The 25,994-nt window shown below is 71.9% G+C and carries 28 protein-coding genes; 8 read left to right on the top strand and 20 right to left on the bottom strand.

From position 1 onward, the window contains the following. Window positions 1-75: 75 nt before the first annotated feature. From dapA to ACFVTR_RS04975, 4 genes are all read right to left on the bottom strand, one after another. Window positions 76-1,050 carry a 4-hydroxy-tetrahydrodipicolinate synthase gene (gene dapA / locus ACFVTR_RS04990; RefSeq protein ID WP_387035287.1) on the bottom strand — a complete coding sequence of 325 codons (975 nt, stop codon included), beginning with the start codon at window positions 1,048-1,050 and terminating at the stop codon, window positions 76-78. Window positions 1,051-1,284: 234 nt separating this feature from the next. Next, window positions 1,285-2,151 (bottom strand): DUF559 domain-containing protein, encoded by an 867-nt coding sequence (locus ACFVTR_RS04985; protein WP_387035285.1) that lies wholly within the window; start codon window positions 2,149-2,151, stop codon window positions 1,285-1,287. A 264-nt stretch (window positions 2,152-2,415) separates the two neighbouring features. Continuing rightward, window positions 2,416-2,985, bottom strand: coding sequence for a dihydrofolate reductase (locus ACFVTR_RS04980; RefSeq protein ID WP_387035284.1), 570 nt, complete (start codon window positions 2,983-2,985; stop codon window positions 2,416-2,418). Further along, window positions 2,982-3,791, bottom strand: coding sequence for a thymidylate synthase (locus ACFVTR_RS04975; protein WP_387035282.1), 810 nt, complete (start codon window positions 3,789-3,791; stop codon window positions 2,982-2,984). Before ACFVTR_RS04975 ends, ACFVTR_RS04980 begins: the two co-directional genes overlap by 4 nt. Before the next feature lie 91 nt (window positions 3,792-3,882). On the opposite strand from ACFVTR_RS04975, the gene ACFVTR_RS04970 reads away from it, so the two are divergent. The 4 genes from ACFVTR_RS04970 to ACFVTR_RS04955 all read left to right on the top strand — a co-directional run bounded on the left by ACFVTR_RS04970 (window position 3,883) and on the right by ACFVTR_RS04955 (window position 6,244). Next, the gene (locus ACFVTR_RS04970) at window positions 3,883-4,329 is read left to right on the top strand and encodes a TlpA family protein disulfide reductase (protein ID WP_387035278.1); all 447 of its coding nucleotides are present in this window, start codon (window positions 3,883-3,885) and stop codon (window positions 4,327-4,329) included. After that, entirely contained in the window at window positions 4,313-4,798 is a 486-nt protein-coding gene (locus ACFVTR_RS04965) for a DUF4395 domain-containing protein (protein ID WP_387035276.1), read from the top strand. The genes ACFVTR_RS04970 and ACFVTR_RS04965 overlap by 17 nt, the downstream gene beginning before the upstream one ends. Before the next feature lie 111 nt (window positions 4,799-4,909). Then, a complete protein-coding gene (locus ACFVTR_RS04960; protein WP_157422698.1) occupies window positions 4,910-5,335 on the top strand; it encodes an OsmC family peroxiredoxin in 426 nt (141 codons plus the stop codon). Between the two features lie 3 nt (window positions 5,336-5,338). After that, complete coding sequence (locus tag ACFVTR_RS04955) at window positions 5,339-6,244, top strand: TIGR01777 family oxidoreductase (protein ID WP_387035273.1); 906 nt, start codon at window positions 5,339-5,341, stop codon at window positions 6,242-6,244. On the opposite strand, the gene ACFVTR_RS04950 is transcribed toward ACFVTR_RS04955, so the two are convergent. Then, window positions 6,216-6,656, bottom strand: coding sequence for a hypothetical protein (locus tag ACFVTR_RS04950; protein ID WP_387035272.1), 441 nt, complete (start codon window positions 6,654-6,656; stop codon window positions 6,216-6,218). The two genes, ACFVTR_RS04955 and ACFVTR_RS04950, sit on opposite strands and share 29 nt — an antisense overlap. Next, the gene (dapB, locus tag ACFVTR_RS04945; RefSeq protein ID WP_387035270.1) at window positions 6,653-7,405 is read right to left on the bottom strand and encodes a 4-hydroxy-tetrahydrodipicolinate reductase; all 753 of its coding nucleotides are present in this window, start codon (window positions 7,403-7,405) and stop codon (window positions 6,653-6,655) included. The genes ACFVTR_RS04950 and dapB overlap by 4 nt, the downstream gene beginning before the upstream one ends. A gap of 36 nt (window positions 7,406-7,441) precedes the next feature. Between dapB and ACFVTR_RS04940 the strand changes: the two genes are divergently transcribed. Further along, window positions 7,442-7,927, top strand: coding sequence for a GNAT family N-acetyltransferase (locus ACFVTR_RS04940; protein WP_387035268.1), 486 nt, complete (start codon window positions 7,442-7,444; stop codon window positions 7,925-7,927). Between the two features lie 10 nt (window positions 7,928-7,937). Here ACFVTR_RS04940 and ACFVTR_RS04935 read toward each other — a convergent pair whose 3' ends face one another. From ACFVTR_RS04935 to ACFVTR_RS04900, 8 genes are all read right to left on the bottom strand, one after another. Beyond that, entirely contained in the window at window positions 7,938-8,540 is a 603-nt protein-coding gene (locus ACFVTR_RS04935; RefSeq protein ID WP_387035267.1) for a histidine phosphatase family protein, read from the bottom strand. 29 nt (window positions 8,541-8,569) lie between these two features. Beyond that, complete coding sequence (locus ACFVTR_RS04930; protein WP_387035265.1) at window positions 8,570-9,955, bottom strand: M16 family metallopeptidase; 1,386 nt, start codon at window positions 9,953-9,955, stop codon at window positions 8,570-8,572. 44 nt (window positions 9,956-9,999) lie between these two features. Then, window positions 10,000-11,106, bottom strand: coding sequence for an aldo/keto reductase (locus tag ACFVTR_RS04925; RefSeq protein ID WP_387035264.1), 1,107 nt, complete (start codon window positions 11,104-11,106; stop codon window positions 10,000-10,002). A 136-nt stretch (window positions 11,107-11,242) separates the two neighbouring features. After that, a complete protein-coding gene (locus ACFVTR_RS04920; protein ID WP_387035262.1) occupies window positions 11,243-12,055 on the bottom strand; it encodes an HpcH/HpaI aldolase/citrate lyase family protein in 813 nt (270 codons plus the stop codon). Beyond that, the gene (locus tag ACFVTR_RS04915) at window positions 12,055-12,636 is read right to left on the bottom strand and encodes a MaoC family dehydratase (protein WP_387035260.1); all 582 of its coding nucleotides are present in this window, start codon (window positions 12,634-12,636) and stop codon (window positions 12,055-12,057) included. The genes ACFVTR_RS04920 and ACFVTR_RS04915 overlap by 1 nt, the downstream gene beginning before the upstream one ends. Window positions 12,637-12,687: 51 nt before the next feature. After that, window positions 12,688-13,854 carry an acyl-CoA dehydrogenase family protein gene (locus tag ACFVTR_RS04910; RefSeq protein WP_387035258.1) on the bottom strand — a complete coding sequence of 389 codons (1,167 nt, stop codon included), beginning with the start codon at window positions 13,852-13,854 and terminating at the stop codon, window positions 12,688-12,690. A gap of 11 nt (window positions 13,855-13,865) precedes the next feature. Continuing rightward, a complete protein-coding gene (locus tag ACFVTR_RS04905) occupies window positions 13,866-15,899 on the bottom strand; it encodes an acetyl/propionyl/methylcrotonyl-CoA carboxylase subunit alpha (RefSeq protein WP_387035256.1) in 2,034 nt (677 codons plus the stop codon). A gap of 101 nt (window positions 15,900-16,000) precedes the next feature. Then, window positions 16,001-16,606 (bottom strand): TetR/AcrR family transcriptional regulator, encoded by a 606-nt coding sequence (locus tag ACFVTR_RS04900; RefSeq protein ID WP_387035254.1) that lies wholly within the window; start codon window positions 16,604-16,606, stop codon window positions 16,001-16,003. 108 nt (window positions 16,607-16,714) lie between these two features. On the opposite strand from ACFVTR_RS04900, the gene ACFVTR_RS04895 reads away from it, so the two are divergent. After that, the gene (locus ACFVTR_RS04895; RefSeq protein WP_387035252.1) at window positions 16,715-17,440 is read left to right on the top strand and encodes an MBL fold metallo-hydrolase; all 726 of its coding nucleotides are present in this window, start codon (window positions 16,715-16,717) and stop codon (window positions 17,438-17,440) included. A gap of 39 nt (window positions 17,441-17,479) precedes the next feature. Here the strand turns inward: ACFVTR_RS04895 and ACFVTR_RS04890 are convergent, their stop codons facing one another. After that, on the bottom strand, window positions 17,480-19,087 hold the full coding sequence (locus ACFVTR_RS04890; protein WP_387035251.1) for a carboxyl transferase domain-containing protein: 1,608 nt from the start codon (window positions 19,085-19,087) through the stop codon (window positions 17,480-17,482). A gap of 118 nt (window positions 19,088-19,205) precedes the next feature. On the opposite strand from ACFVTR_RS04890, the gene ACFVTR_RS04885 reads away from it, so the two are divergent. Both ACFVTR_RS04885 and ACFVTR_RS04880 read left to right on the top strand, forming a co-directional pair. Next, window positions 19,206-19,832 carry a TetR/AcrR family transcriptional regulator gene (locus ACFVTR_RS04885; RefSeq protein WP_387035249.1) on the top strand — a complete coding sequence of 209 codons (627 nt, stop codon included), beginning with the start codon at window positions 19,206-19,208 and terminating at the stop codon, window positions 19,830-19,832. Beyond that, complete coding sequence (locus ACFVTR_RS04880) at window positions 19,811-20,293, top strand: GNAT family N-acetyltransferase (RefSeq protein ID WP_387035246.1); 483 nt, start codon at window positions 19,811-19,813, stop codon at window positions 20,291-20,293. The genes ACFVTR_RS04885 and ACFVTR_RS04880 overlap by 22 nt, the downstream gene beginning before the upstream one ends. A gap of 10 nt (window positions 20,294-20,303) precedes the next feature. On the opposite strand, the gene ACFVTR_RS04875 is transcribed toward ACFVTR_RS04880, so the two are convergent. From ACFVTR_RS04875 to ACFVTR_RS04855, 5 genes are all read right to left on the bottom strand, one after another. Then, window positions 20,304-20,618, bottom strand: a complete 315-nt coding sequence (locus ACFVTR_RS04875) for a 4a-hydroxytetrahydrobiopterin dehydratase (RefSeq protein ID WP_387035244.1) — start codon at window positions 20,616-20,618, stop codon at window positions 20,304-20,306. 78 nt (window positions 20,619-20,696) lie between these two features. Then, window positions 20,697-21,203 (bottom strand): Lrp/AsnC family transcriptional regulator, encoded by a 507-nt coding sequence (locus tag ACFVTR_RS04870; RefSeq protein ID WP_387035242.1) that lies wholly within the window; start codon window positions 21,201-21,203, stop codon window positions 20,697-20,699. Window positions 21,204-21,280: 77 nt separating this feature from the next. Next, the gene (locus ACFVTR_RS04865) at window positions 21,281-23,380 is read right to left on the bottom strand and encodes an amidase (RefSeq protein ID WP_387035240.1); all 2,100 of its coding nucleotides are present in this window, start codon (window positions 23,378-23,380) and stop codon (window positions 21,281-21,283) included. 50 nt (window positions 23,381-23,430) lie between these two features. Next, the gene (locus tag ACFVTR_RS04860) at window positions 23,431-24,468 is read right to left on the bottom strand and encodes an ABC transporter permease (RefSeq protein ID WP_387035238.1); all 1,038 of its coding nucleotides are present in this window, start codon (window positions 24,466-24,468) and stop codon (window positions 23,431-23,433) included. Beyond that, the gene (locus tag ACFVTR_RS04855; protein ID WP_387035236.1) at window positions 24,465-25,976 is read right to left on the bottom strand and encodes an ATP-binding cassette domain-containing protein; all 1,512 of its coding nucleotides are present in this window, start codon (window positions 25,974-25,976) and stop codon (window positions 24,465-24,467) included. Before ACFVTR_RS04855 ends, ACFVTR_RS04860 begins: the two co-directional genes overlap by 4 nt. Window positions 25,977-25,994: the final 18 nt, after the last annotated feature.

The raw sequence follows: 25,994 nt of genomic DNA, 5'->3' as shown, positions 1-25,994 counted from the left end.
CCCTCCTTACGTTGCGGTGTTCAGTTCGGTGCGACGCGCACGGCGCCGCGGATGTCTCGTGGTGGGCGCACCCGCTCAGCGGGTCGTGCCCGCGACCTTCGGAAGGGCGCCGCCGGCGGCGGCGTTGCGGTCGGGTCGGAAGTTGTGGAAGTCGACGCCCGGGATGCCGCTCACGAGGTCGATCTCGTCCTCGATGAGCGCGGCCTCCCACTCCTCGGGGCCGACGAGGGGCAGACGCACCCGCGGGCTCGAGATGCGGCCGAGGCCGTGCAGGATGTACTTCGCCGCGACCGTGCCGGGCACGTGGGTCATCACGGCGCGCACGAGCGGCTCGAGCTGCTGGTGCGCGGCGGTCGCCGCCTTCAGGTCGCCGCGGTTCACCGCGTCGACGATCGTGCGGTACGGCGCAGGGGCGATGTTCGCCGTGACGCCGATGAGGCCCGTCGCGCCGATCGCGAGGTGCGGCAGCACGTTCGCGTCGTCGCCCGAGAAGTACATGAGGTCGGTCTGGTTCAGCACCCGGCTGACCTCGGAGAAGTCGCCCTTGGCGTCTTTCACGGCGAGGATGTTCGGGTGCTTCGCGAGCCGCAGGATCGTCTCGTACTTGATCGGCACGCCGGTGCGGCCGGGGATGTCGTAGAGGATGACCGGCAGGTCGGTCGCGTCGGCGACCATCCTGAAGTGGGTCAGGATGCCGGCCTGGGTCGGCTTGTTGTAGTACGGCGTGACGATCATGATGCCGTCGGCGCCGGCCTGCTCGGAGTGCTTGTAGAGCTCGATCGCGTGGGCGGTCTCGTTCGAGCCGCCGCCCGTGATGATCTTGGCGCGCCCCGCGGCCACGTCCTTGCCGACCTCGACGAGCCGGATCTTCTCGGGGTCGGTGAGGGTCGACGTCTCGCCGGTGGTGCCGGTGACGACGATGCCGTCTGCGCCGCCCTCGATGAGGTGATCGATGTGCTTCTCGACCCCGGGCCAATCGACCTCGCCGTCCGCCGTGAACGGCGTGACGAGCGCGACGAGCACCTGTCCGAAGGGGTTGTCTTGAGTCACGCCCACCAGCGTATCGGTTCGAGCGGATGCCTCGGGGCGGGGCGTCCCGGCGGGTCATGCGGCGCGCACCGTCGGCGGGCGCCCAACGTCGCCCCGCGATGTGCCGTGACCAGTCGTCGGCTCAGCATCGCGACGCGCCGGCAGAGCCACCCGCGCAGCGGTGCGTCGCCGCCGCGCGCCGACGACTGGACGCGAGCTGTTCATCGGACGAGATGAAGCGGGGCCCTCCGCCCTTCAGAGGAATCGGACGGGCGATTGGGTGCGATGGAGTTCGGCGTCGACCTTCGCGAGGATTGCGCCGAGCACCGTCGTCCAGTCGTGCACCACGAGCGCGTAGTCGAAACGCAAGGTGTCGAAGCCGAGCCCGGCCGCGACGGCGTCGCGCTCGAGGTCTCGGTGACGACGCGGCGAGCCCTCGTGATTCTGCCTGCCGTCGACCTCGATGACGAGGCGGTCGCCGATCACGAAGTCGACTCGCCCGACTCCGGGGATGTCGACCTGTGCGGCGACATCGAGCCCGTACCGGCGGAGACGGAACCGCAGCAGGGATTCGAGACCGCTGTCGGCGTCCCCGCGGGCGAAGTCGACCAGGCTGCGCTTGCCGAGCGGCATCCGCCGTCGGACTCGCGCGAGGCCTGCCGCGTCGATCTTTCGGAGCCGCATCGCCGACTCGAGCGCGATGAAGAACGCCTCGTCGCCGAGACAGCCGAGAATCTCGACGAGCGCGCGCGAAACCGGACTCCGGCGCCCGAGAGGTGCCGGCCCGTTCGGGCGATGCACAGTGCAGGCGCAGCCGTCGTGCGGGTGCAGGCGACTCTGCCTCGCCACCGCGACGTGCGTGCCATGGTGCTCGATCACCCAGAGCCCGGCCGCCTCGGCGGCCGAGATGCAGCTGACCATGCCGCCGTGCACGAGCGCGGATCTCGAGGCCTGCGACGTTCCGGGCAGGCAGTAGACACCCTCGCGGACGCGCTCGATCATCCGCTCACGAACGGCCACCGCGATCGCGTGCTTCGAGGCTCCTGCGGCGATGAGTTCGCCGGTACGGGCGACGCCGCCGAGCATGTCGCAGCGTGCGGCGACTTCGGACGAGATGAGCACGCCGCCCAGCCTGTGCGCTCCGGTCGATCCAGGGGAACCCCGGGCGGAACCAGTGCACTCGATCGCAGGGGCAGTGGCTGGGGAGGGACCGTCGGCGCTGACTCCGAGACCCGAGTACCTCGTCGAGGCGAGTCGCCAGCACGCGCTCCCCGCCAGTCGTCAGCATCGAGACCCGCCGCGCCGTTGCTCGACTCGTCCTGACCGGCGTGGCTTCACCGGATGCTGACGACTCGTCACAACGGCGAGGCGTCTCGACGGGCGAGGTCAGGCGCGGCGGTAGCTCAGGAAGCGGTAGCGGATGCCGGTGCGGGAGGTGTGCGCGCCGTCGGCCGGGTCGGCGACGACGAGGGAGAAGCCGGCCGGCACGGCGGGCGCCAGCACGTCGCCGGGCTCGGGCGCGAAACCGTCGGGGTGCGCCAACTCCGTCACCTCGAGACGAGCGGCGCGGTCGATCGCCTCGGCGAAGAGCTGTCCGCCGCCGATGACCCAGACGTCGCCAGCGCCCGCGGCGAGCGCGAGCGCCTCGTCGAGCGAGCCCGCGCGTTCGGCCCCCTCGTCGGCCCAGTCGTGCTGCCGGGTGACGACGATGTTGCGGCGCCCGGGCAGCGGGCGGTACCTGGGCGACAGCGAGTCCCAGGTCTTGCGTCCCATGATCACGGGTGCGCCGAGGGTCACCGCCTTGAAGTGCGCCAGGTCTTCGGGAACGTGCCACGGCATGCCGCCGTCGCGTCCGATGACGCCGCCGGCGGCCTGCGCCCACACCAGACCGATGCGCACGGAAGCGGGCGCTGACCCACCGACGTGCGGCGCGGGCGCCGAGGCATCCGCGCTCATACGGCGACGGTGGCGCGGATCGCCGGGTGGTGCTCGTATCCCTCGACGACGAAGTCCTCGTACTCGTAGCCGAAGATCGACTCGGGCGTGCGCGTGAGGCGCAGCGTCGGCGGCGCGTAGGGAGCCCTGGTGAGCTGCTCGCGCACCTGCTCGACGTGGTTGTCGTAGATATGGCAGTCGCCGCCCGTCCAGACGAAGTCGCCGACCTCGAGGCCCGTCTGCGCGGCCACCATGTGGGTGAGCAGCGCGTAGGAGGCGATGTTGAACGGCACGCCGAGGAAGAGGTCGGCGCTGCGCTGGTACAGCTGGCACGAGAGCTTGCCGTCGGCGACGTAGAACTGGAACAGGGCGTGGCAGGGGGCGAGCGCCATGTCGGGGATGTCGGCGGGGTTCCACGCCGAGACGATGAGCCGGCGCGAGTCGGGGTTCTCGCGGATCTGCGCGACGACGTCGGCGATCTGATCGATGACCTCGCCCGACGGCGTCGGCCACGAGCGCCACTGCACCCCGTAGACCGGGCCGAGCTCGCCCTGCGCGTCGGCCCACTCGTCCCAGATGGTGACGCCGTGCTCGCGCAGCCAGCCGACGTTCGACGAGCCCTGCAGGAACCAGAGGAGCTCGTACGCGATCGACTTGAAGTGCACGCGCTTCGTCGTGACGAGGGGGAACCCCTCGGAGAGGTCGAACCGCAGCTGGCGCCCGAAGACACTGCGCGTGCCGGTGCCGGTGCGGTCGGTCTTCGGCGTGCCGTGCTCGAGCACGTCGCGCAGGAGGTCTTCGTACGGGGTTGCGATCGTCTCGGCCATCGCATCAAGGCTAACCCCGGGGATGCTCCGCGGTGCCGTCATCCGCCGTCACAGTCGCCGTGTCATGGTCGGCGCTGCCTACGCTCTGACCATGGACCTCCTGCCCGCGCTCGCGATCGGCGCCGCGCTCGTCGCCGTGGCGACCGTCGCGGGCCTCGCTTGGCGCGCGGCGCAGGGTCGTGCGGTACGCGGCTCGGGCGCGCGCGTGCGCCCCGGCGACATCGGGGTCGCGACGGGCGGCTTCGGCGAGCAGGCGACGCTCGTGCAGTTCTCGACCGAGTTCTGCAGCCGCTGCCCCGCGACGGCGCGCCTGCTCGGTGCGATCGCCGACGACGAGCCCGGCATCCGTCACGTCGACGTCGACCTCACGCACCAGGCCGATCTCGCGGCGCGGTTCCGGATCAGCCAGACCCCCACGACGCTGCTCCTCGACGCCGACGGCGTCGAGCGCGCCCGCATCGGCGGGGCGCCGCGCGCCGAAGTGGTGCGGGCCCGACTCGACGACATCCTCGGGAGGAACCATGTCGGCATCCACTGACCGCAGCGCCGAGCCGGCCACGGCCGAGCGCGGCATCGACCCCCGCGGTCCGCGCTTCGGGGCGGCGATCACCGCCACGCTGCTGCTCGTGACGGTCGTGCTCGCCGTCGCGGGCGCCGCGACGGCGGCCTTCTGGTTGCTCGTCGCGCTCACGGCGCTCTTCGCGTGGGGGGCGTTCGCCGGCATCCGCCGCCATCCCTTCGGGCTCCTCTTCGCGAAGTTCGTGCGGCCGCGGCTCGCGCCGCCCGCCGAGCTCGAGGACCCTCGGCCCCCGACCTTCGCCCAGGGCGTCGGCTTCGCCGTGGCGGCGGCCGGCGTCATCCTCGCCCTGCTCGGCGTGCCGTACGCGGTGCCGATCGCGGCGGGCGCGGCCTTCATCGCCGCGTTCCTCAACGCCGCGTTCGACTTCTGCCTCGGCTGCCAGCTGTACCTGCTGCTGGTGCGGGCGCGGGTGATCCGCACGGCGTGAGTACGAGGCATCCGGCCACGCGCGAGCACGCCGCCACGACGGCGAATCCACCCGCCGCAGCGGACCACCGCCCCGGTAGGCTGAGGTTCCGGCTCGAAGTGGAGGAACCCGATGGCAATCACGAGTGAAGCGACGACCGTCTGGAAGGGCACGCTCTTCGAGGGCTCGGGCGAAGTCGGCCTCGACTCCTCGGGGCTCGCGAGCTTCCCCGTCAACTGGAAGGCCCGTTCCGAGGGCGTGGCGAACACGACGAATCCCGAAGAACTGCTCGCCGCGGCGCACTCCTCCTGCTTCTCGATGGCGCTCTCGCTCGCACTCGCCCAGGCCGGAAACCCCGCCGAGAGCATCCAGACGACGGCCGCGGTGACCTTCGAGGCCGGCAAGGGCGTGCTCGGCAGCCACCTGCTCGTGAGCGCCCGCGTGCCCGGCCTCAGCGAGGCCGAGTTCGAGGCCTTCGCGAACGACGCGAAGGCGGGCTGCCCGATCTCGCAGGCGCTCGCCGGCATCCCGATCACGATCGAAGCCGAACTCGCCTGAGCGATGCGCGTCCTGATCGCCGGCGCCTCGGGTTTCATCGGCGCGCCGCTCGTCGAGCGGTTGCGCGACGAAGGTCATGAGGTCGTCCGACTCGTGCGGCGGCGGGCGCAGGCCGACGACGAGGTGTCGTGGTCGCCGGCGGCGGGCATCATCGACTTCACGGTGATGGACCGCGTCGACGCCGTCGTGAACCTCGCGGGCGCCTCGCTCGCACGACTGCCGTGGACGAAGGGCTACCGCGGCGAGATCCTCGACTCGCGCATCGGCGTCACGCGCACGCTCGCCGACGCGATGCGCAAGGCGCGCAATCCTCCGTCGGTGTTCCTCAGCGCCTCGGCGGTCGGCTACTACGGCGACCGGCCCGGTGAGCTGCTCACCGAGTACTCGAGCGCCGGCACCGGCTTCCTCGCCGAAGTCGTCGCCAAATGGGAGCAGGCGGCGATGCTCGCACCTGAGGAGACGCGCACGGTGAACGTGCGCACGGGCCTCGTGGTCGGGCAGGGCGGGGCGATGCAGCGCGTCGGCACGCTGACGAAGATGGGCGTCTCTGGACGCCTCGGCACCGGCGGCCAGCACTGGCCGTGGGTCGCGCTCGACGACGAGGTGGGCGGGCTCGTGCACCTGCTCGACTCGAAGCTGTCGGGCCCGGTGAACTTCACGGGCCCCACGCCCGCGACCGCCGATCGGGTGATGACGGTGATGGCCGAGCGCATGAAGCGGCCCTATGCCTTCGCCGTGCCCGAACGCATGCTCGAGCTCGCCCTCGGCCGCGCGGCCGACGAGCTGCTGCTCTCGAGCCAGAAGGTGCGGCCCCAGCGCCTCATCGACGACGGCTACCGCTTCACGCATCCGACCGTCGAGTCGGCGCTCGAGGCGATGCTCAGCGCGAAGCCCGATCGAGCTCGATAGCCTGCCGCACGGCCTGTCGCGCGCGGCGCCGGTCGCCGGCCGCGTCGTACACGAGCCCGAGCCGCAGCCAGGCGCGCCAGGAGTCGGGTTCGGCTTCGGCATCGGCCTTGAAGCGGGCGAACTCGGCGCCTGCGGCGGCGCGGTCGGGGCGGCCGCTCGGCAGCACGGGCAGCCCGAGCTCGAGCCCGCCCTCGGCCTCGAGACGCTTCATGAGCGCCTGCGAGCGGATGCCGAACGCGAGCTCGCGCCACAGCGCCCACGCGGCGATGAGGGGCAGCACGATGAGCGCGACGCCCATCGCGACGGCGACCGGGTCGCCGGTCGTGATGAACTGCACGGCGCGCCAGCCGACGAGGGCGAGGTAGAGCGCGAGCAGGGCGGCCATGAGCAGCGCGCCCGCCTTGATCGTCATCGGATCGCGCCGGGCAGGCCGAGGTCGAGCAGGGCGTCGAGGCCGACGGTGACCCCGGATGCCTCGGGCGCGCGCCGCAGCGCGAGCAGGATGCCGGACTCGTACGAGCTCGGCGAGAGGGTGGAGTGCGTGAACGAGAGCGTCTCGCCGTCGCCGCCCATGATGACCCGCTGCTCGGCGAGCACGCCCGACATGCGGAGGCTGTGCACGGGCACGCCCGAGACGAGCTGACCCCGGGCGCGCTGGTCGGCGTGGGGCGCCGCGACCGGGCCGGCCGCGCCACGGCCCTCGCCGATGAGTTCGGCGGTGCGCACCGCGGTGCCCGAGGGCGAGTCGACCTTGCCCGCGTGGTGGGCCTCGATGATCTCGATCGAGTCGAAGTAGGGGGCGGCGAGCGCCGAGAACGCGGTCGCCAGCACGCTGCCGATCGAGAAGTTCGGCACGAAGAGCACGCCGCGCGCGTCGTCGCGTGCACGCACCGAACGGGCGATCTCGGCGATGCGATCACTCGACCACCCCGAGGTGCCGACGACGATCGGGATGCCGGCGTCCACCGCGAACTCGACGATCGACTGGCTCGCGGCCGGATGCGTCACATCGAATGCGACGTCGGCGCCGAGCATCTCGTCGAGGCTCGACCGGGAGTCGAGCGCAGCGTAAAGTTCGAGGTCGTCGGCCGCCTCGATGAGTCGGATCGCCAGCTGCCCCATCTTGCCCGTGGCTCCGGCCACGGCGACCTTGATCGTCACCGGGCCAGCCTAGCAAGCGGCCAATATGCTCGAGGCATGCTGCGATTCCGCGACGCCGCCGTCACCGACCCCGACGCCCACGCCCTGCTCGAGGCCTACTTCGCCGAGCGTGCGCTCGGCTTCCCGGTCGAACAGGGCGAGTACCGGCCGACGTTTCCGGATGCCGCGCAGTTCACGCCGCCCGCCGGCGTGTTCGTCGTCGTGGCCGACGACGAACAGGGCGGCGAGCTCGTCGGCTGCGGCGGCGTGCGACGCATCCAGCGGCGCCCCGAGACCTACGAGGTGCGCTTCGAAGTGAAGCACCTGTGGCTGGCGCCGGCGGCGCGCGGTCGCGGCGAGGGCCGCAGGCTGCTCGAGGAGCTCGAGCGGCGTGCGGTCGAGTACGGCGCGCAGGAGCTGGTGCTCGACACGAACGCGAACCTCGAGGCCGCGGGCGGCCTCTACCGCTCGGCGGGGTACTCCCCCATCGAGCCGTACAACGCCAACCCGAACGCGACCGACTGGTTCGGCAAGCGGGTCTGAGTCGAACGAGTCAGATCGCGAACGGCTCGGGCATCCCCGAGCGCAGTTCGGGCGGCAGGTGTCCGAGGTCGTTGTGCGTGACGAGGTTCCACGGGCGGCCCGACTTCTGGGTGAGCACCGTCAGCCCGCAGTTCGCCTGGTTGATCGAGACCCAGCGCCAGTCGGGTGCGCCGAGCGCCTCGCGCACGAGCCAGCCGATGACGAAGTTGTGCGTGATCAGGAGTTCGTGGCGATCCTCGCGGTGCGAACGGAGGAACTCGGCGACGGCGTCGGCCATCTGCGCGCTGCCGGCCTCGATCTCCTCCTCGGTCACCGAGCCGAAGAACGGGTCGTAGACCTTCGGCGTCTCGGGCGCGGGGCCGGACGGGATGCAGTCGAACAGCAGCGCCGAGGGCTCGGGGTCGAGCGCCGGCATCTTCGAGGCGATGATCTCGGCCGTCTCGGTCGCGCGCTGCAGCGGCGAATGCAGGGCGCGATCGAAGGGGACGCCGCCGAGGCGTTCCGCGAGGAGCTCGGCCTGACGACGACCGCGGGGCGACAGCGGCCCGTCGGGGAGGCCGTGCTCGGCGTCGATCTGCTCGCCATGTCGCACGAGGTAGAGGTGATGGGCCACGGGCTTGCTCCTGTAGGGGGTTGCGTCGCTCAGGCGACGTCGGTGCTCGGCGCGAGCTGATCGGCTGCGCCGGTGAACGCCGATTCTTCGATCGCGCCGACGGCCACGAGCGAGAACGGCTGGGCGGCGAGGTCGCTCGCGAGCGCCTGCACGTCGTCGGCGGTGACGAGTGCGACACGCCGGAGCGCCTCATCGAGGTCGACGAATTCGCCGAGGGTGAGCTCGGAGCGCCCGAGCCTCGACATGCGGGTGTCGGAGTCTTCGAGCGCGAGGGCCGAGGCCCCGGCGAGCTGGCCGCCGGCGCGTTGCAGCTCATCGGCGGTCACGCCGTCGCGGGCGAGGCGTTCGAGCTCCTCGCGCATGAGCTCGGCGACGGTGCCGGCCTTGGCCGGCGCGCAGCCTGCGTACATACCGAAGAGACCGGCATCGGAGTACGCCGGTGCGAACGAGTAGACGGAGTATGCGAGGCCTCGCCGCTCGCGGATCTGCTGGAACAGGCGCGATGACATGCCCGAGCCGAAGATCGCGTTGAGGACGCTCATGGTCACCCGGCGTTCGTCGGTCGCGACGAGCGCGGGCGCGCCGAGCAGCAGGTTCACCTGCTCGGTGGGGCGTTCGACGACGGTGAGCGGCTGCCCGGGTGCGAGTGCCGCGGGCAGGATCGTCCGACGCGCGACGGGCACGCCCGGCTCGTCGAGGTCCCAGCCGCCTGCGGTGAGGGCACGACCGAGCTCGGCGATGAGCTGGTCGTGATCGACCGCGCCGGCGACGCTCACCACCAGGTCTTGCGGGCGGTAGTTGGCCCGGTAGTGCTCGGCGACCGCACCGCGGGTGGCGGCCTGGATGGTGCCGGTGTTGCCGCCGATCGGGCGGCCGAGCGGGTGGGCGCCGAGCACGGCCTGGAAGAAGCGCTCGTTCGCGACGTCGGCGGGGTCGTCGCCCGCCATCGACAGCTCTTCGAGGATCACGCCGCGCTCGGTCTCGAACTCGCCGGGGTCGAGCAGCGAGGAGGTGAACATGTCGGCGAGCACGCTGATCGCCATCGGCAGGTCGCGGTCCTGCACCTTGGCGTAGTAGCAGGTGTACTCCTTCGCGGTGAGCGCGTTGTGCTCGCCGCCGACCGCGTCGAAGGAGATCGCGATGTCGAGCGCGGTGCGGCTCGGGGTGCCCTTGAAGAGGAGGTGCTCGAGGAAGTGCGTCGATCCGAGGCTCGCGGGCCCCGAGGCATCCGCATGCTGCTCGTCGCGCGAGCCGACCGCGACCCAGAAGCCGATCGTGGCGCTGCGACTGCCGGGCACCTGCTCGCTGAGCACGCGCACCCCCGAAGGGAGCACCGAACGCCGCACGCGCGAGCCGCCCGTCGCCTCGAAGGAGAGCTCGGCCTGGCCGAGAGGGAGGTCGACGGCGCCGTTCATCCTGAACAGCCTATGTCACTCCCCCGCCGAATGCGGGGTCGGGTTCACGCCGAGGCGCGATCGAGTTCGACGAGCTCGGAACGGGTCAGCTCGACCGCCGCCGCGGCGAGCAGCGCATCGACCTGTTCGGGCTTCGTCGCACTCGCGACGGGTGCGGCCACCGTCGGCTTCGCGAGCAGCCAGGCGAGGGCGATCGTCGCGGGCTGCACACCCCGGGCGAAAGCCACGGCGTCGAGTGCGGCGAGCACGCGGTGGCCGCGGCGTCCGAGGTGGCGCGCCTGGCGCGCCCCGCGGGCGTCGTGCCTGACGTCGGCACGACGGCGCACCTGGCCGCCGAGGAAGCCGTTCGCGAGCGCGAAGTACGGGAGCACCGCGAGGCCCTGCGCGTGGGCGACGAGCTCGGGCGCCCCCTCGAAGGGACGCCGCTCCATGAGGTTGTAGCGGGTCGTGAGCGTCGTGAAGCGCGGCAGCCCGTTGGCGGCGAGCACGCGGGCCTCGATGAGGCGCTCGGGGCCGAAGTCGGAGGCGCCGATCGCGCCGACCTTGCCCGCCGCGATGAGGGCGTCGATCGCACCGAGGCTCTCCTCCAGTGGCACCTCGGGGTCTTCGCCGTGGAAGTGCACGAGGTCGAGGCGCTCGACGCCGAGCCGCATGAGCGACGCGTCGACCGCGTCGTTGATCTGCGCGGGCGCGAGACCGGCGGCGTCGGGGTGACGACCGATCTTCGTCATGACGCGAACACGGTCGCGGGTCCCGCGCGAGTCCATCCACATGCCGATGATCGACTCGCTGCGGCCGGCCGCGTAGCTGTCGGCCGTGTCGATGAGCGAGCCGCCGACGGCGACGAAGCGATCCAGCACCGCGAAGGCCTGCTCGGCGCCGAGGGTCCACCCGAAGGTGCTCGCGCCCAGCACGACCGGATGCGCCGTGAGTCCGGTGTCGCCGATCGCGACCCTGGCGGGCACCGTGATCGGCCCCGACAACGGGTTCGAGGCGATCGTCTCGACGCGCAAGCGTGCGACGTCGCCGCTCATGCTCGCGCCGGATGCCCCCGTGCCCGCCTCGCTCGCGAACTCGTCGATCTCGAGCTCCGCGACCGCTGCCCCCGCAACGCTCGCCGAACCCGGCCGGTAGCTGTGTCGTCTCGCCACGCGTCCCCTCCTCCCCAGGATTGGCTTCGAGGATACGCACGGCGTCCCCCGTTTCGGGTGCTGACGACGCAACAACCGGTGAACCGTTATCGAATCGTTTGCGATGACGCGGATTCGTACCCTCATCGGGGGTCGGTCAGGCGCGTCTGAGGACCGCCTCCGCCTGCGCGAGCAGCGGCGCATCGACCATGGCGCCGCGGAACGCGAAGACGCCCCGCTCGCCCCGCGCCGCCTCGAGGACCGAGCGCGCCCATTCGATCCGGTCGGGGCTCGGACGGTACGCCGCCCGCACGACCTCGACCTGCGCGGGGTGGATGCACGCGGTGGCGGCGAACCCGACCGCCGCGGCGTCCTCGGCCTCGTCGCGGAGGCCGTCGACGTCGGCGAGATCGAGGTGCACCGCGTCGATCGCGGCGATCCCGTGCGCGCCGGCCGCGAGCAGCACGTGCGAACGCGAGTACCGGGCGACCTCGCGGTACGACCCGTCGGCCGCCCGGCTCGACGACCCGCCGAGCGAGGCGACGAGGTCCTCGGCGCCCCACATGAGCGCCGACACGTTCGGGATCGCGGCGATCTCGGGCGCGGCGAGCACCCCCTTGGCGGTCTCGCAGAGCGCGATCACCTCGAAGTCCGCGAGGTCGACGAGATCGGCGGTGCCCTCGCACTTCGCGAGCATCACCGTGCGGTAGTCGGTCGCGGCGAGCGCGGCGAGGTCGTCGGCGAAGGCGTCGCCGCCCGACGGGTTCACCCGCACGATGACCCGGTCGGGGTCGAGCGGCGTCGAGACGAGCGCGAGCCTCGCCGCGTGCTTCGCGTCGGGGGCGACCGCGTCCTCGAGGTCGAGGATCACCGCATCGGCCCGGTCGAGGGCCTTCGCGTAGCGTTCGGGGCGATCGGCCGGGCAGAAGAGGATCGCGGGCCCGAACCGGAAGACCGGATGCGTCGACATCACTCCTCCTCGTCGCGGTCTGCCTGCGAGGCGCCCCGCCGCGTCCTGGGCCCCGTCGCCGACGCAGCCGCCTGCCGTTCCCCCGCCTCCCGCATCCACATGAGGACGGAGCGGCGGGCGCGCGCGACCTCGACGCCGTGCTGGTTGCGGCCCACGTGCTGGAGCGTGACGATGCCCTGCCCCGGCCGCGAGGCCGATTCGCGCACCTCGACCACCACGGTCTCGCTGTACAGCGTGTCGCCGTGGTACAGCGGCGCCGGGAACGCGACCTCGGTGAAGCCGAGGTTCGCGACGATCGTGCCCTGCGTGAGCTGCGCCACCGAGGCCCCGACGATCGTCGCGAGCGTGAACATCGAGTTCACGAGTCGCTCGCCGAACGGCTGCGTCTCGGACCAGGCGGCGTCGAGATGCAGGGACTGCGTGTTCATCGTCAGCGTCGTGAACAGCACGTTGTCGGCCTCGGTCACGGTGCGACCCGGTCGATGCAGGTATCGGGTGCCCGGCTCGAACTCCTCGAACCAGAGCCCGCGCTGCAGCACCTCGCGGTGCACCTCGGGCAGCTCGGTCGATTCGATGGCCATCAGCCGCTCCCTCCCGCCGCGGGGCGCGCCCCGTGGCATCCTGTTCGAACGCTACCCCGCGAGACCCAGCTCGCGCGCGATGACCATGAGCTGCACCTCGTTCGTGCCCTCGCCGATCTCGAGGATCTTCGAGTCGCGGTAGTGCCGTGCGACGAGCGTCTCGTTCATGAAGCCCATGCCGCCGAAGATCTGGGTGGCGTCGCGCGCGTTCAGCATCGCCGCGTCGCTCGAGACGAGCTTCGCCATCGCCGCCTCCTTCTTGAACGGGAGGCCGGCATCGGCGCGCCGGGCGGCGTCGTGCCACGCGAGGCGCGCGGTGTACACACGAGCCTGCATCTGGGCGATCGTGAAGGCGATGTACTGGTGCGAGGCGATCGGCACGCCGAACACGTTGCGGGTCTTCGCGTAGGCGAGCGCCTCGTCGAGGCATCCCTGCGCGGAACCGGTCGCGAGCGCCGCGATCGCGATGCGGCCCTCGTCGAGCGTCTGCAGGAAGTTCGCGAAGCCGCGCCCCCGTTCACCGAGCAGGTTCGCCGCGGGTACCCGCACGTCGTCGAAGGTCAGCGGGTGCGTGTCGGACGCGCGCCAGCCCGACTTGTCGTAGCCGGGGGCGACCGTGAAGCCGGGCGTGCCGTTCGGCAGGATGATCGTCGAGAGCTCCTTCGAGACCGAGCCGTCGGAGCGGGTGCGCTCGCCCGTCACCGCGGTGACCGTGACGAACCTCGTGATCGGGGTGCCCGAGTTGGTGATGAACTGCTTGGAGCCGTTGACGACCCATTCGTCGCCGTCGAGCACCGCGGTGGTGCGGGTGGCGCCGGCATCGGAGCCCGCCTCCGACTCGGTGAGGCCGAAGCCGGCGAGCGCACGCCCCGCGACGAGGTCGGGCAGGAACTCGGCCTTCTGCTCCTCCGTGCCGTGACGGAAGATCGGCATCGCACCGAGGCCGACCGCGGCCTCGAGGGTGATCGCGATCGACTGGTCGACGCGCGCGAGCGCCTCGATGGCGAGGCACAGTGCCAGGTAGTCGCCGCCCTGTCCGCCGACCTCCTCGGGGAACGGCAGACCGAAGAGCCCGAGCTCGCCCATCTGCGCGACGACGTCCATCGAGAGCGTGTGGGTGCGGTCGGCCTCGTACGACTGCGGGGCGACGACCGTGTCGGCGAACTCGCAGACCATGTCGTACAGCTGCTGTTCCTCGGCGCTCAGCTCGGTGCTCACGGTCGTGCTCCTCATTTCTGGTGGGGTGCGGTCGGGAGGGCGCCTTCGTGGGGCGCGCCCGATGCCACGGGGGTCTGCGGGGTCGTCTCCGCCGGGGCTCCGGCGGCGACGGCGGCATCATCGTCGGATGCCTCGTGCACGGGCTCGACGCGGGCGACGGGCTGGTCGCGCGACACCTGCGCGCCCATGGCGACCGCGAGCCGCACGATGCCGGCGACGGGAGCCGTCACACGGTGCTCCATCTTCATCGCCTCGATCGCGACGACGGCGTCGCCCGGCTCGACACGGTCGCCGTCGGCGACGAGCACCGCGGTCACGGTGCCGGGCATGGGGGCGCGCAGTTCGGGGTCGGCGAGTCCGCCGCGCTCGATCATCGCGAGGCGGGCGTCGAGGGCGGCGCGGCGGTCGGCGGCGGGGACCCGCCAGGTGCCGAGCGGGCCGTGCAGCCAGAGCGCGCCGTCGGCGTCGGTCGCGACGACGTCCGCGTGCGCGTCGCCGTCACCGTCGCCGGAGCCGCTCGCCGATCGCCCTCCCACGGCCCAGCCGCGAGCCGTCTGCCACGCGTGGCCGCCGTCGGCCCGTGCCCCCGCGACGGACGCCGCGGTACGCACGCCCTCGGCCGCGGCGAGCACCGCGGCGGGGATCTCGTCGGACTCGGGGTCGGGCATCCGGTCGATGAGCCCGGTGTCGAGGTCGCCGCGCTGCACCGCGGGTTCGGCGAGGAGACGCCGCAGAAAGGCGAGGTTCGTGTCGACGCCGAGGACGACGGTCTCGGCGAGCGCGGCGTCGAGCCGGGCGAGCGCCTCGGCGCGGTCGGCGCCGTGCGCGATCACCTTCGCGATCATCGGGTCGTAGTCGGCGGTGACCTGCTGGCCCGACCGGATGCCGCCGTCGACGCGGACCCCGTCGCCGCCGGGCTCGCGCCACACGAGCAGCTCGCCGGTCGACGGGAGGAAGCCGCGCTCGGGGCTCTCGGCGTAGACGCGCGCCTCGATCGCGTGGCCGGTGAGCCGCACGTCGTCCTGGCGGATCGCGAGCGGCTGGCCCGCGGCGACGCGCAGCTGCTGCTCGACGAGGTCGATGCCGGTCACGAGCTCGGTGACGGGGTGCTCGACCTGGAGCCGGGTGTTCATCTCGATGAAGAAGAACTCCTCGGGCGCCGCGTCGGAGACGAGGAACTCGACCGTGCCGGCGCCGCGGTAGTCGACGCTGCGGGCGGCGTCGCACGCCGACTGCCCGATGCGTGCGCGCGTCGCCTCGTCGAGCAGCGGCGACGGGGCTTCTTCGATGACCTTCTGGTGCCGGCGCTGCAGCGAGCACTCGCGTTCGCCGAGGTGGACGACGTCGCCGAACTCGTCGGCGAGCACCTGCACCTCGATGTGGCGGGGTCGTTCGATGAGTCGTTCGAGGAGCAGCGTGTCGTCGCCGAACGCGGCGAGGGCGACGCGCCGGGCGGCGGGGATCGCGGCGGCGAGCTCGCGCGCGTCGCGGGCGATCTGCATGCCCTTGCCGCCGCCGCCGGCGCTCGGCTTCACGAGCAGCGGGTAGCCGATCGACTCGCCCGCCGCGGCGAGCGCGGCGTCGTCGAGCGTCGGGTCGGCGATGCCGGGCACGGTCGGCACTCCGGATGCCTCGACGTGCACCTTCGCCCGGATCTTGTCGCCCATGACGTCGAGCGCCTCGACCCCGGGGCCCACGAAGACGATGCCGGCGTCGCGGCAGGCCGCGGCGAAGCCCGCGTGCTCGGAGAGGAAGCCGTAGCCGGGGTGGATCGCCTGGGCGCCGCGCTCGCGGGCCGCGGCGATGATGCGCGCGGGGTCGAGGTAGCTCTCGGCCGCCGCGGCAGGCCCGATGCGCACGGCCTCGTCGGCGAGGCGCACGTGGGGGGCGTCGGCGTCGGCGTCGGAGAAGACGGCGATCGAGCGGATGCCGAGGCGGCGCAGCGTGCGGATGACCCGCACGGCGATCTCGCCGCGGTTGGCGACGAGCACCCGGTCGAAGGGGCGCGGCAGTCGTGTTCCGATGACGGCGTCACCCGTGCCCATCCGCGCCTCCCTGCGCTCGAAGGTGCGCACAGATCAGTTAACGCACACTAACTGGATTCGATGTTAGTGCTCGCTAACTGAAATCGCAAGGGGCGGAGCCCTCAGCGCGACGCCGACGCGAGCGCCGCACTGATGCGCTCGACGCCGAACTCGAACGCCCGGTCGACGTCGCCCCCGAGCCGGAAGGCGCCCGCGAGCTCCATGCTGATGAAGCCGGTGACCCAGGCGGTGAGGGTGCGAGCGGCATCGAGCGCGTGATCGGGCCCCGCGAGCTCGGCGGCGACGACGAGCAGCGGCGCGCTCGCCTCGCGGAGCACCTCGACCTCGAGCCCCGAGTCGTCGCCCGAAGCGAAGACGAGCCGGTACGCCGCCGGCCGCTCGTGGGCGAACGCCCGCAGGACGCGGGCGAGCCGGGCGACGTCGGCGAACGCCGCATCCCGCTCCCCTGCCGGCTCCGCGCCGGGTCCGCCCGGTTCCCGCGGCTCGCCCGGAGAATCCAGTCGGGCGCCGAGCTCGGCGACCGTCGAGGCCGCGATCGAGCGCACGAGCTCTCCCCGGTTGCGCACGCGCTTGTAGAGCGACGGCGCCCGGACGCCGACGCGGTCGGCGACGGCCTGCATGGTGAGCCCGCCGAGCCCGTCGGCCTCGAGGATCTCGCGCCCCGCGGCGAGGATGGCGTCGAGCGAGGTGCGTTCGGGTGTCGGCATCGTGCACTCCTTCCGAGAGATTTCCACTCTAGGCTATTGCGCATAGCCATGATGGCTATGTAGCATAGCCATCATCACCGACGACCACCCGCATCCCGAGGACACGACATGCAACTCGCCCCGCACCTCCACCGCATCGGCAACGACCTCGTCGCCGTGCATCTCGTCGACACCCCCGAGGGCGTCACCCTCATCGACGCGGGCCTCGCAGGCCATTGGCCCGAGCTGCTCGCCGAGCTCGCGACCATGGGGCGCAGCGTCGACGACGTCCGCGGCGTGGTGCTGACCCACGGCGACACCGACCACATCGGCTTCGCCGAGCGACTCCGCCGCGAGCACGGCGTGCCGATCCACGTGCACGAGGCCGACGCGGCGCGCGCCCGCGGCGAGGTGTCGACGAAGCCCGAGTGGGGGCACATGAAGCTCGGCGCCACCGCGAAGTTCCTCTGGTACGCCGCACGCAAGGGCGGCCTGCGCACCACCCCCGTCGGCGAGGTCGTGACCTTCCGCGACGGCGAGGTGCTCGACCTGCCCGGCGCCCCGCGCGTCATCGCGATGCCCGGGCACTCCCCCGGCAGCGTCGCCATCCACGTTCCCGCAGTCGACGCCGTCTTCGTCGGCGACGCGCTGACCACCCGGCACGTGCTGACCGGCGCGCACGGTCCGCAGCCCGCACCCTTCACCGACGACCCTGCCGAGGCGCTCGCCTCACTGCACCGTCTCGACGGCGTCTCGGCGAGCTGGGTGATCCCGGGGCACGGCGAGCCGTGGCGCGGGGGCGTGCCCGAGATGATCGCTGCGATCGAGGCCACCGCCGGGGCAGCCGGTCGCTGAACCAGACTATGCGCGGCGCGGCGAGGCGCGCGCCGCGCATCACATCCGGAAGAGTCCGAACCGCGGCTCGGGCAGCGGCGTGCGGCTCGCGAGCTCGAGCGCGAGACCGAGCACGGTGCGCGTGTCCTCGGGCGCGATGATGCCGTCGTCCCAGAGCCGCGCGGTCGAGTGATAGGGACTCCCCTGGTCGTCGTACTGGGCGCGGATCGGATCCTTGAAGGCCCGCTCCGCGTCATCCGACCAGGTCTCGCCCTTCACCGCGAGCTGGTCGCGCTTGACCGTCGCGAGCACCGAGGCCGCCTGCTCCCCGCCCATGACGGAGATGCGGGCGTTCGGCCACATCCAGAGGAAGCGCGGCGAGTACGCGCGCCCGCACATCGAGTAGTTGCCGGCGCCGAACGACCCGCCGATGACGACGGTGAGCTTCGGCACCCGCGTCGTCGCGACGGCGGTGACCATCTTCGCGCCGTGCTTGGCGATGCCGCCCGCCTCGGCGTCGCGGCCGACCATGAAGCCCGAGATGTTCTGCAGGAACAGCAGCGGGATCCCGCGCTGGTCGCAGAGCTCGATGAAGTGCGCCCCCTTCATCGCCGACTCGCTGAAGAGCACGCCGTTGTTCGCGACGATGCCGACCGGGTGGCCGTCGAGGTGCGCGAATCCGGTGATCAGGGTGTCGCCGTAGTCGGGCTTGAACTCGGCGAACTCGCTGGCGTCGACGAGCCGCACGATGACCTCGCGCACGTCGTAGGGCTGCTGCACGTCGACCGGCACGGCCGCAGTGAGCCCTGCCGGGTCGACGGCGGGCTCGCGGGGCTCGCGCACCGCCCAGGCACGCGGCGCCTGCGCGGGCAGCGTCGCGACCATGTCGCGCACGAGCTCGAGGGCGTGCTCGTCGTCCTCGGCGAGGTGGTCGACCACGCCCGAGGTGCGCGAGTGCAGCTCGCCGCCGCCGAGCTCCTCGGGCGTGACGACCTCGCCGATCGCGGCCTTCACGAGGGGCGGGCCGCCGAGGAAGATGGTGCCTTGGTTGCGCACGATCACGGTCTCGTCGCTCATCGCCGGCACATACGCGCCGCCCGCGGTGCACGAGCCGAGCACGGCCGCGAGCTGCGGGATGCGCATCGACGAGAGCTGCGCCTGGTTGTAGAAGATGCGGCCGAAGTGGTCGCGGTCGGGGAACACCTCGTCCTGCAGCGGAAGGAACGCCCCGCCCGAGTCGACGAGGTAGACGCACGGCAGCCGGTGCTCCTTCGCGACCTCCTGCGCCCGGAGGTGCTTCTTCACCGTCATCGGGTAGTAGGTGCCGCCCTTCACCGTCGGGTCGTTGCAGACGACCATGACGGGTCGGCCGTGCACGAGGCCGATGCCCGTGATGATGCCGGCGCCGGGCGAGTCGTCGCCGTAGAGGCCGTCGGCGGCGAGCGGCGCGAGCTCGAGGAACGGGCTGCCCTCGTCGAGCAGGCGCGCGACGCGGTCACGGGGCAGCAGCTTGCCACGTGCGACGTGACGGGTTCGGGATGCCTCGGGCCCGCCCTGCGCGGCGGCAGCGAGCCGCGCCCGCAGCTCGGTCGCCAGCTCGGCGTGCGCCGCGGCGTTCGCCCGGCCGGTGTCGCCCTCGGGGTCGATCTGCGTGTGCAGGATGCCCATGCGCTCAGCTCGTCTCGCTCGGTCCGTCGTCGTCGACGGCGCGCCCCCTTGCCGCGGGCACCTGGTTTCGGTTAGTGTTCACTAACTCGATTCCCGATGTTAGCGAGCGTTAACCGAGATGGCAAGCAGCCCCGCCCCCGCGTCCGACGGGCCGACCGTGCTCACCGAGCGCGGTCGCCAGAAGGCCGACCGTCGCGCCGCGATCCTCGCCGCCGCCGCGACGCTCTTCGCCGAACGCGGCTACGCGGGCGTCACGATCGAAGACCTCGGCACCGCGGTCGGCGTCTCGGGGCCGGCCGTCTACCGCCACTTCCCCGGCAAGGCCGCCGTGCTCGCGGCCATCCTCGAGGGCGCGAGCCGGGCCCTCCTCGACGGGGCCGAGCGGGTGCTCGACGAGGCATCCGACCCCGAACGCTCGCTGCGCGCACTCATCGCGCACCACGTCGACTTCGCGCTCGGCGACGCCGACGTCATCCTCGTGCAGGATCGCGAACTCGAACAGCTCGACGCGGGTGCACGCCACGATGTGCGCCTCCTCCAGCGCCGCTACGTCGAACACTGGGTCGACGTGCTCTCCCGACTCCGGCCCGATCGGGCCGAGGCGGAGCTCAGGGTCAGGGCACACGCCGCCTTCGGCCTCCTGAACTCCACTCCGCACAGCGCCCGCATCCCCGGGCGCCGACCGGCCGACGGCACCGTCCGCGGCATCCTGGAGGAGATGGCATGGGCGAGCCTCATGTCGTGACGCTGCGCGCGACCCGCGACGGTGATCTCGATGCACTGTTCCTGATCGAGCAGGACCCGGTCTCGGTCCGGATGGCGGCCTTCACGCCGCCCGATCCGAGCGACCGCGCGATGTTCGACGCGCACTGGCGCCGGCTCCTCGATGACCCGGGCGTCGACGCCCGCACCGTGCGCGCCGACGGCGAGATCGTGGGCAGCGTCGCCCGCTGGTTCGACGAGGGCACTCCCGAGATCACCTACTGGATCGACCGCGCGCAGTGGGGCCGCGGCATCGCCACCCGCGCCATGCACCTGTTCCTCGAAGCGCTCACCGAACGCCCGGTACGCGCCCGCGTCGCTGCCGACAACGCCGGGTCGATCGCGGTGCTCGAGAAGCTCGGCTTCGAGCAGGTCGGCACCGAGCGCGGCTACGCGAACGCCCGCGAGGCGGAGATCGAGGAGCGGGTCTACCTGCTCGGCTGAGCCCCCTCCCTCAATTGCCGGGGCGTGCGCCGCGTCCGACGGCGAGCGCGTCGATGCGGCGTGCGAGCTCGAGGTCCCTGGAGGTGACGCCGCCGACGTCGTGCGAGCTCAGCTCGAACGCGATCCGCCCCCATCCGAGCCGCACCTCGGGGTGGTGGTTCATCGCGTCCGCCACCTCGGCGACCTCGGCAAGGATCTCGACGGCACTCGCGAAGTCCGCGGTGCGGTAAGCGCCGTCGAGCTGCCCGCCGGTGTGCACGAAGGCCGTGCCCGCGAGGTCGTCGACGGTCTCGGCAGGGGTGAGGGTGCGCCGTGGATCGGTCATTCCGCCATCATCCTCCCGATGGCGGCCCGCCGGTAGGGCGTCGACCGGCCGCGAGGTCGATACGGTCAGCAGCGGGGCTCAGGCCGAATCGCGGTCGCCGACCCGGATCGGGAACACCGGGTGGTGCGAGAACACGCGATCGTAGGTGAAGGTCTCGACGCGGGCGACGCCGGGGATCGCCCTGATGTCGGAGTTGATCACCGAGAACAGGTTCTGCGGACTGTCGGCGTACACCTCGACCAAGATCGTGAACCGGCCCGAGCCGAGCACCACGTAGCGGACGCCGCGCACCCGCGAGATGTCGGCGGCGATCTCCTGCAGCTCCCGATCGCCGGCCACCTCGACCTGCAGCGCGGCGATGCTGTCCAGGCCGAGCGAGGTCGCGTCGACGACCGCGGTGATCCGGATGACGCCGCGCTCCTGCAAGCGGAGGACGCGCGCCCGGGCACCGCCCGACGTCAGGCCTACCTCGGCCGCGAGGTCCGCGTAGCTCAGACGCCCGTCCTGCTCGAGCATCGCGATGAGCTGCTGGTCGATCTCGTCGAGATCCCATGTTGCGGGATTCGAGGCCGCTTGCATGATCATGTCGCGCCATCCTCTCTCATTGTCGAGGGCAAATCTATCCCCGTCGTCGCTCCCCGTCGCGGACCGCCTCGGCCTGTTCACGGGAGTTCCCTGTAGGCCCCGGTCGTCGTGCCGTCCTCGGCGACGGCGAGCGCGACCACGATCGTCGACCCCGCGAGAATTGAGCCGACCGGCCGTCGTCCGGCCGGCACCGTCGCCTCGGCGAGCCACCCGTCGTCCTCCCGCCGAGCCGTCACGACTCGGCCGTCGACGGAGATCCGCACCGCGAGGCCATCGGCATCGCCGTCCACCCGGACGTTCACCCGGACGCGTCGATGCGGAAGCCCGGGCACGTCCGGTCCGGCGACGGACTCGTCTGTCTCGCCGTGGCCCGCGAGCTCGTCGACCCGGCAGTCGAGCGCGAGCGAGGGGATCCGCGTTGCGCCGGCCGGACGCCGATGCTCGATCGGCCCACCGGGCAGCTCGGGCGTGGCGGAAGGCCGATCCCGAAGGGCGCCCGCGCGTTCGAACGCGTGCCCCCACTCGAGCAGCCGGGCGTCCGCGTAGGCCGGGCCGGCGAAGGTGACGCCGACGGGCATCCTCGTCTCGTCGACGACGCCCATCGGCACCGTGACCGTCGGAATGCCGAGGTGGCGCAGCATGTAGTTCCCGTTGGAGTAGAGCACGCCGTTCGCCCAGGCGTGGTCGGCGCTCCTCACGTCGACGTCGGCGTCGGCGGCCGCGTGGTCCCCGTTCGCCGGGAAGACGAGCCCGTCGAGCTCCGACTCCTCGAGCCAGCGTTCGAACCGCTCGATGCGGAACTCCTCGAGCGCCGCGAGGCCCGCCCCGAGGTCCGGGTCCTCGAACGGCCCGACGATCCCGGCTCGAGCGCGGGCGGGAACCTCGCCGTGGCGGGCGCCGAACTCCGCCGACGCCGCATCGACGGCGACGCCTGCGGCGTCCGCGTCGTAGCGATCGGGCAACGCCCCGCTCGGCAGCGGGAAGATCAGGCCGCCGTCGACCTCGGCCAGCGATGCGGGGTGCACGGGCGGATCGCCCTGCTTCCGTGCGATGGCGGCGTTCCGCCGGAGGAACGCATCCCAGCCCCACCACATGAACGAGCCGAACTCCCGGTCCATCCAGCCTTCGGGGAACGTGCCGACCTCGGCGAGCGCGTTCGCGGTGTAGTGCTCGCCCTCGTAGGCCCGCAGGGCCGGGAGATCGCAGTCGACGACGTCGGCGCCGAGCGACTCGAGGCGGGCGCGGGCCGCCTCCCAGCGCACGCGCACGCCGTCGCTCATGACGACCGGGTATTCGGGATCCGCTCCGAGGAACATGCGCGGCGCGCCGAGCCGGACACCGGCGAGCGGGGCCGCGCGCCGACGGTCCTCCCGCAGTTCGGCGAGCGGACGGGGGAACACCTCGTCGGGGCTCGGGAGCGCGACCACGCGCTGGGTCCGCCAGAAGTCGCCGTCGGTCTCGGGATCCTCGACGACGAGCACCTCGATGACGCGCAACAGGTCAGCCATGGTCCTGCATTGTGGGACGACGACGTCGCTGCTCGCGAACAGCGGCCAGTTGCCGCGGATGGAGATCACTCCTCGCGACGGCGTGTAGGCGCAGAGCGCGTTGTTGGAGGCGGGGCTGCGGCCGGAGGAGACCGTCTCCTCCCCCATTCCGAACATTCCGAGGCCCGCGGCCGTCGAGACCGCCGATCCGTGGGACGAGCCGGAGGCGTAGGCCGCCGCGAGGTAGGCGGGGTTGTACGGGCTCTCCGAACGGCCGTACGCGCCGCGCTGCATCCCGCCGGCGGCCATCGGCGGCATGTTCGTCTTGCCGATCAGCACCGCCCCGGCACCCCGCAGCGCCTGCACGGCGAAGGCGTCCCCTGCCGCGACGAGACCGGCGAACGCCGGCGAGCCGTTCGCGACGGTCAGCCCGCGGACACTGAAGCTGTCCTTCACGGTGAACGGGATGCCCTCGAGGGGCCGTACCGCAGCGCCCCCCAGCCGGAACCGGCGGTCGGACTCGGCGGCGTCGTCGAACGCACCGGGATTGAGCACGGGAACGGAGTTCAGGATCGGCCCCCGACGGTCGTAGGCCGCGATCCGATCGAGGTGGCGGGCGAGCAGTTCGACCGCCGTGATCTCGCCCGCGGTGAGCAGCGAGAGCGCCGTCTCGATGTCGAGATCGACCACGGAGGTCCGGCCAGCACCGGGGTCCGGGACCTCGCCCGACCGCGGGTCGGTCACAGCCGGCCCACGCTCTCACGCACCGGCTCGGTCTCCTCGTCGGGTTCGGCACGCACCGCACGTCTGCCGAGGTTGGCCCACGACTTCCGGATGACCCGCTGGATCGAGCTGTCCAGCGCGACGGCCACGATCAGCGTGGCGCCGACCAGGATGGTCTGCAGGAAGGGCGAGGCCTGCATGAAGACGAGGCCCGCGCGGAGCACCCGGAAGAAGAGGAGGCCCGCGACGACTCCGCTGATCCGACCGACGCCTCCCTCGAACGCGACACCGCCGAGCAGGACGACCGTGAGCGCTTCGAGTTCCATTCCGACACCGATGGTCGGGTTCGCCGACTGCACTTTCGCCGAGAGGAGGAGACCGGCGATCGCGGCGAAGGCGCCGCTGCCGACGAAGAGCAGGAACTTGTTCCGCCTCACCGCGACGCCCATCAGCCGGGCCGCTCGCGCGTTGCCGCCGATCGCCTTCACTTCCTTGCCGAACTTCGTGTGGTTGAGCACGTACCAGCCGAGGACGATCACGACGATGAGCGCGATGATCTGCACCGGGATGCCGCCGACCTTGAAGGTCCCGATCGCGCGGAACGCCTCGGGCAGTTCGGATCGCGGGATGGTGCGGCCGTCGGAGATCAGCAGCGCGAAGCCGCCCCAGACGCTCAGCGCGCCGAGGGTGACGACGAAGGCGTTCAGGCCCAGGTAGGAGACGAGGAAGCCGTTGAGTGCCCCCGCGACGATCCCGGTGCCGATGCCGACGAGGATTCCGAGCGTCGCCGACCCGGTCGAACTCATGGTGATCCCCGCCGTCACCGCCGCCGCGGAGGCGATGGAACCGACCGAGAGGTCGATGGTTCCGGCGATGATGAGGAATGCGACCGGGATCGCGATCAGTCCGAGCTCTGCGGCCTGCAGGAGGATCGTCTGACCGTTCGCGAGCGAGAAGAAGTTCGGGCGGAGGATGGAGAAGACCCCCACCAGCGCGATGAGCGCGAGGAAGATGCCGTTCTTGGCGGCGAAGATCTTCAATCGTTCCAGGTTCATCGGTTCTGTCCTTCTGCAAGCTCGGTTCGATCCGCTCGCGACCGCTCGCCCGAGACGAGCAATGCATCGAGCAGGTCCTCATTGAATGACGGGGTTCGCGGGATCTCGACGATCGTGTCGCCATGGAGCACGTACGCCCGGTCGCACATGCTCGCGATCTCGTCGGATTCGCTCGAGGCGACGACGACGGCCGCTCCGGCCGCCGCGGCACCGCGAACGCCCTCGACGATGTCGACCTTGGCGCCGACATCGACGCCCTGCGTGGGCTGCGAGAGGACGAGGAGCCTCGGCGCCACGGGATAGAGCCACCGCGCGAGGAGGTGCTTCTGGCGGTTGCCGCCGGAGAACTGGGAGATCTCGGCCTCGGCCCCCGGCCCCCGGATGTCGAGCGCCTTGCGGGCGCGTTCGTACACGCTGCGCCCGCTGCGTGCCGAGACCCACCACCCGCCGGTGCCGAATCGGCCGAGCCAGGGCAGGATGACGTTGTCGAGCGCGCTCTCCGCACCGATGAGTCCCTCCGTCTCCCGATCCGCGGGAACGAAGAACACGCCGCTCCGGATCGCCTTCGACGTCGAGCGGAACTCGGTCGACCTCCCGTCGAGGTCGTATCGGAGACGTGTGGCGTCGTCGGCGCCGGCGAGCTGCGCGGCGAGGTCGAACTGCTCACCGCCGGCCATCCCGAACAGTCCGACCACCTCCCGCGCGCGCACCTCGATCCGCCCGCCGGGGCGGTCGATGCCGACGCGTTCGGCGCCGGCCTCGACATGCTCGAAGTCCACCGAGCGGATGTCGGGGACGAGCGCCTCGGCGAGTCGCGCCGCGGTGAACTGCTCGGTCGGGCCGTCGACGACGAGTTCGCCGCCGCGCAGCACCACGATCCTCGTGCACACCTCGAGGATGTCGGGCAGCCGGTGCGAGACGTAGAGGACCGAGGTCCCTGCAGCGGCGAACGCGAGGATCAGCCGGTGCAGTGAATCCGTCTCGGCCTTGCCGAGCGCCGCGGTGGGCTCGTCGAGCAGGAGCACCTTCATGTCGCCGCCGAGCAGGCCGCGCGCCAGGTCGACCAGCTGCCGCTCGCCCAGCCCGAGCGCTTCGACGGGCATGTCGAGCGGCAGGTCCGCACCGACCGCGCTCAGCGCCTCGCGGGCGGCCTGCGCCTTCTGCTTCGACCACCCCGGTTCGCTGCGAGCGAGGTAGATGTTGTCGAGGATCGAGAGGTTCTGCGCGAGCGCCGGCTCCTGATGGATGACCGTGATGCCGAGTGCCGTTGCCTCCTTCGGCGTGATCCGGCGTCCGACCGCGACTCCGTCGATCGAGAACGATCCCGCGGTCGCCGGGATCACGCCGGTCGCGACGTTCAGCAGTGTGCTCTTGCCTGCGCCGTTGTGCCCGAGCAGACCCACGATCTCGCCGGGTTCGACCGTCAGACTGATGTCGTCGAGCGCCCTCGTGGCGCCGAAATCCACGGCGAGGTGCTCGAACGCGATGCGCGGCGTCGACGGTTTCACGGTCGTCCCTCCAGGCTC

It is taken from the genome of Agromyces sp. NPDC058126, from assembly GCF_042884595.1.
Taxonomy (GTDB): Bacteria; Actinomycetota; Actinomycetes; order Actinomycetales; family Microbacteriaceae; genus Agromyces.
The sequence above is the reverse complement of the archived record's forward strand: the minus strand, read 5'-3'. Positions and strand labels throughout refer to the sequence as shown.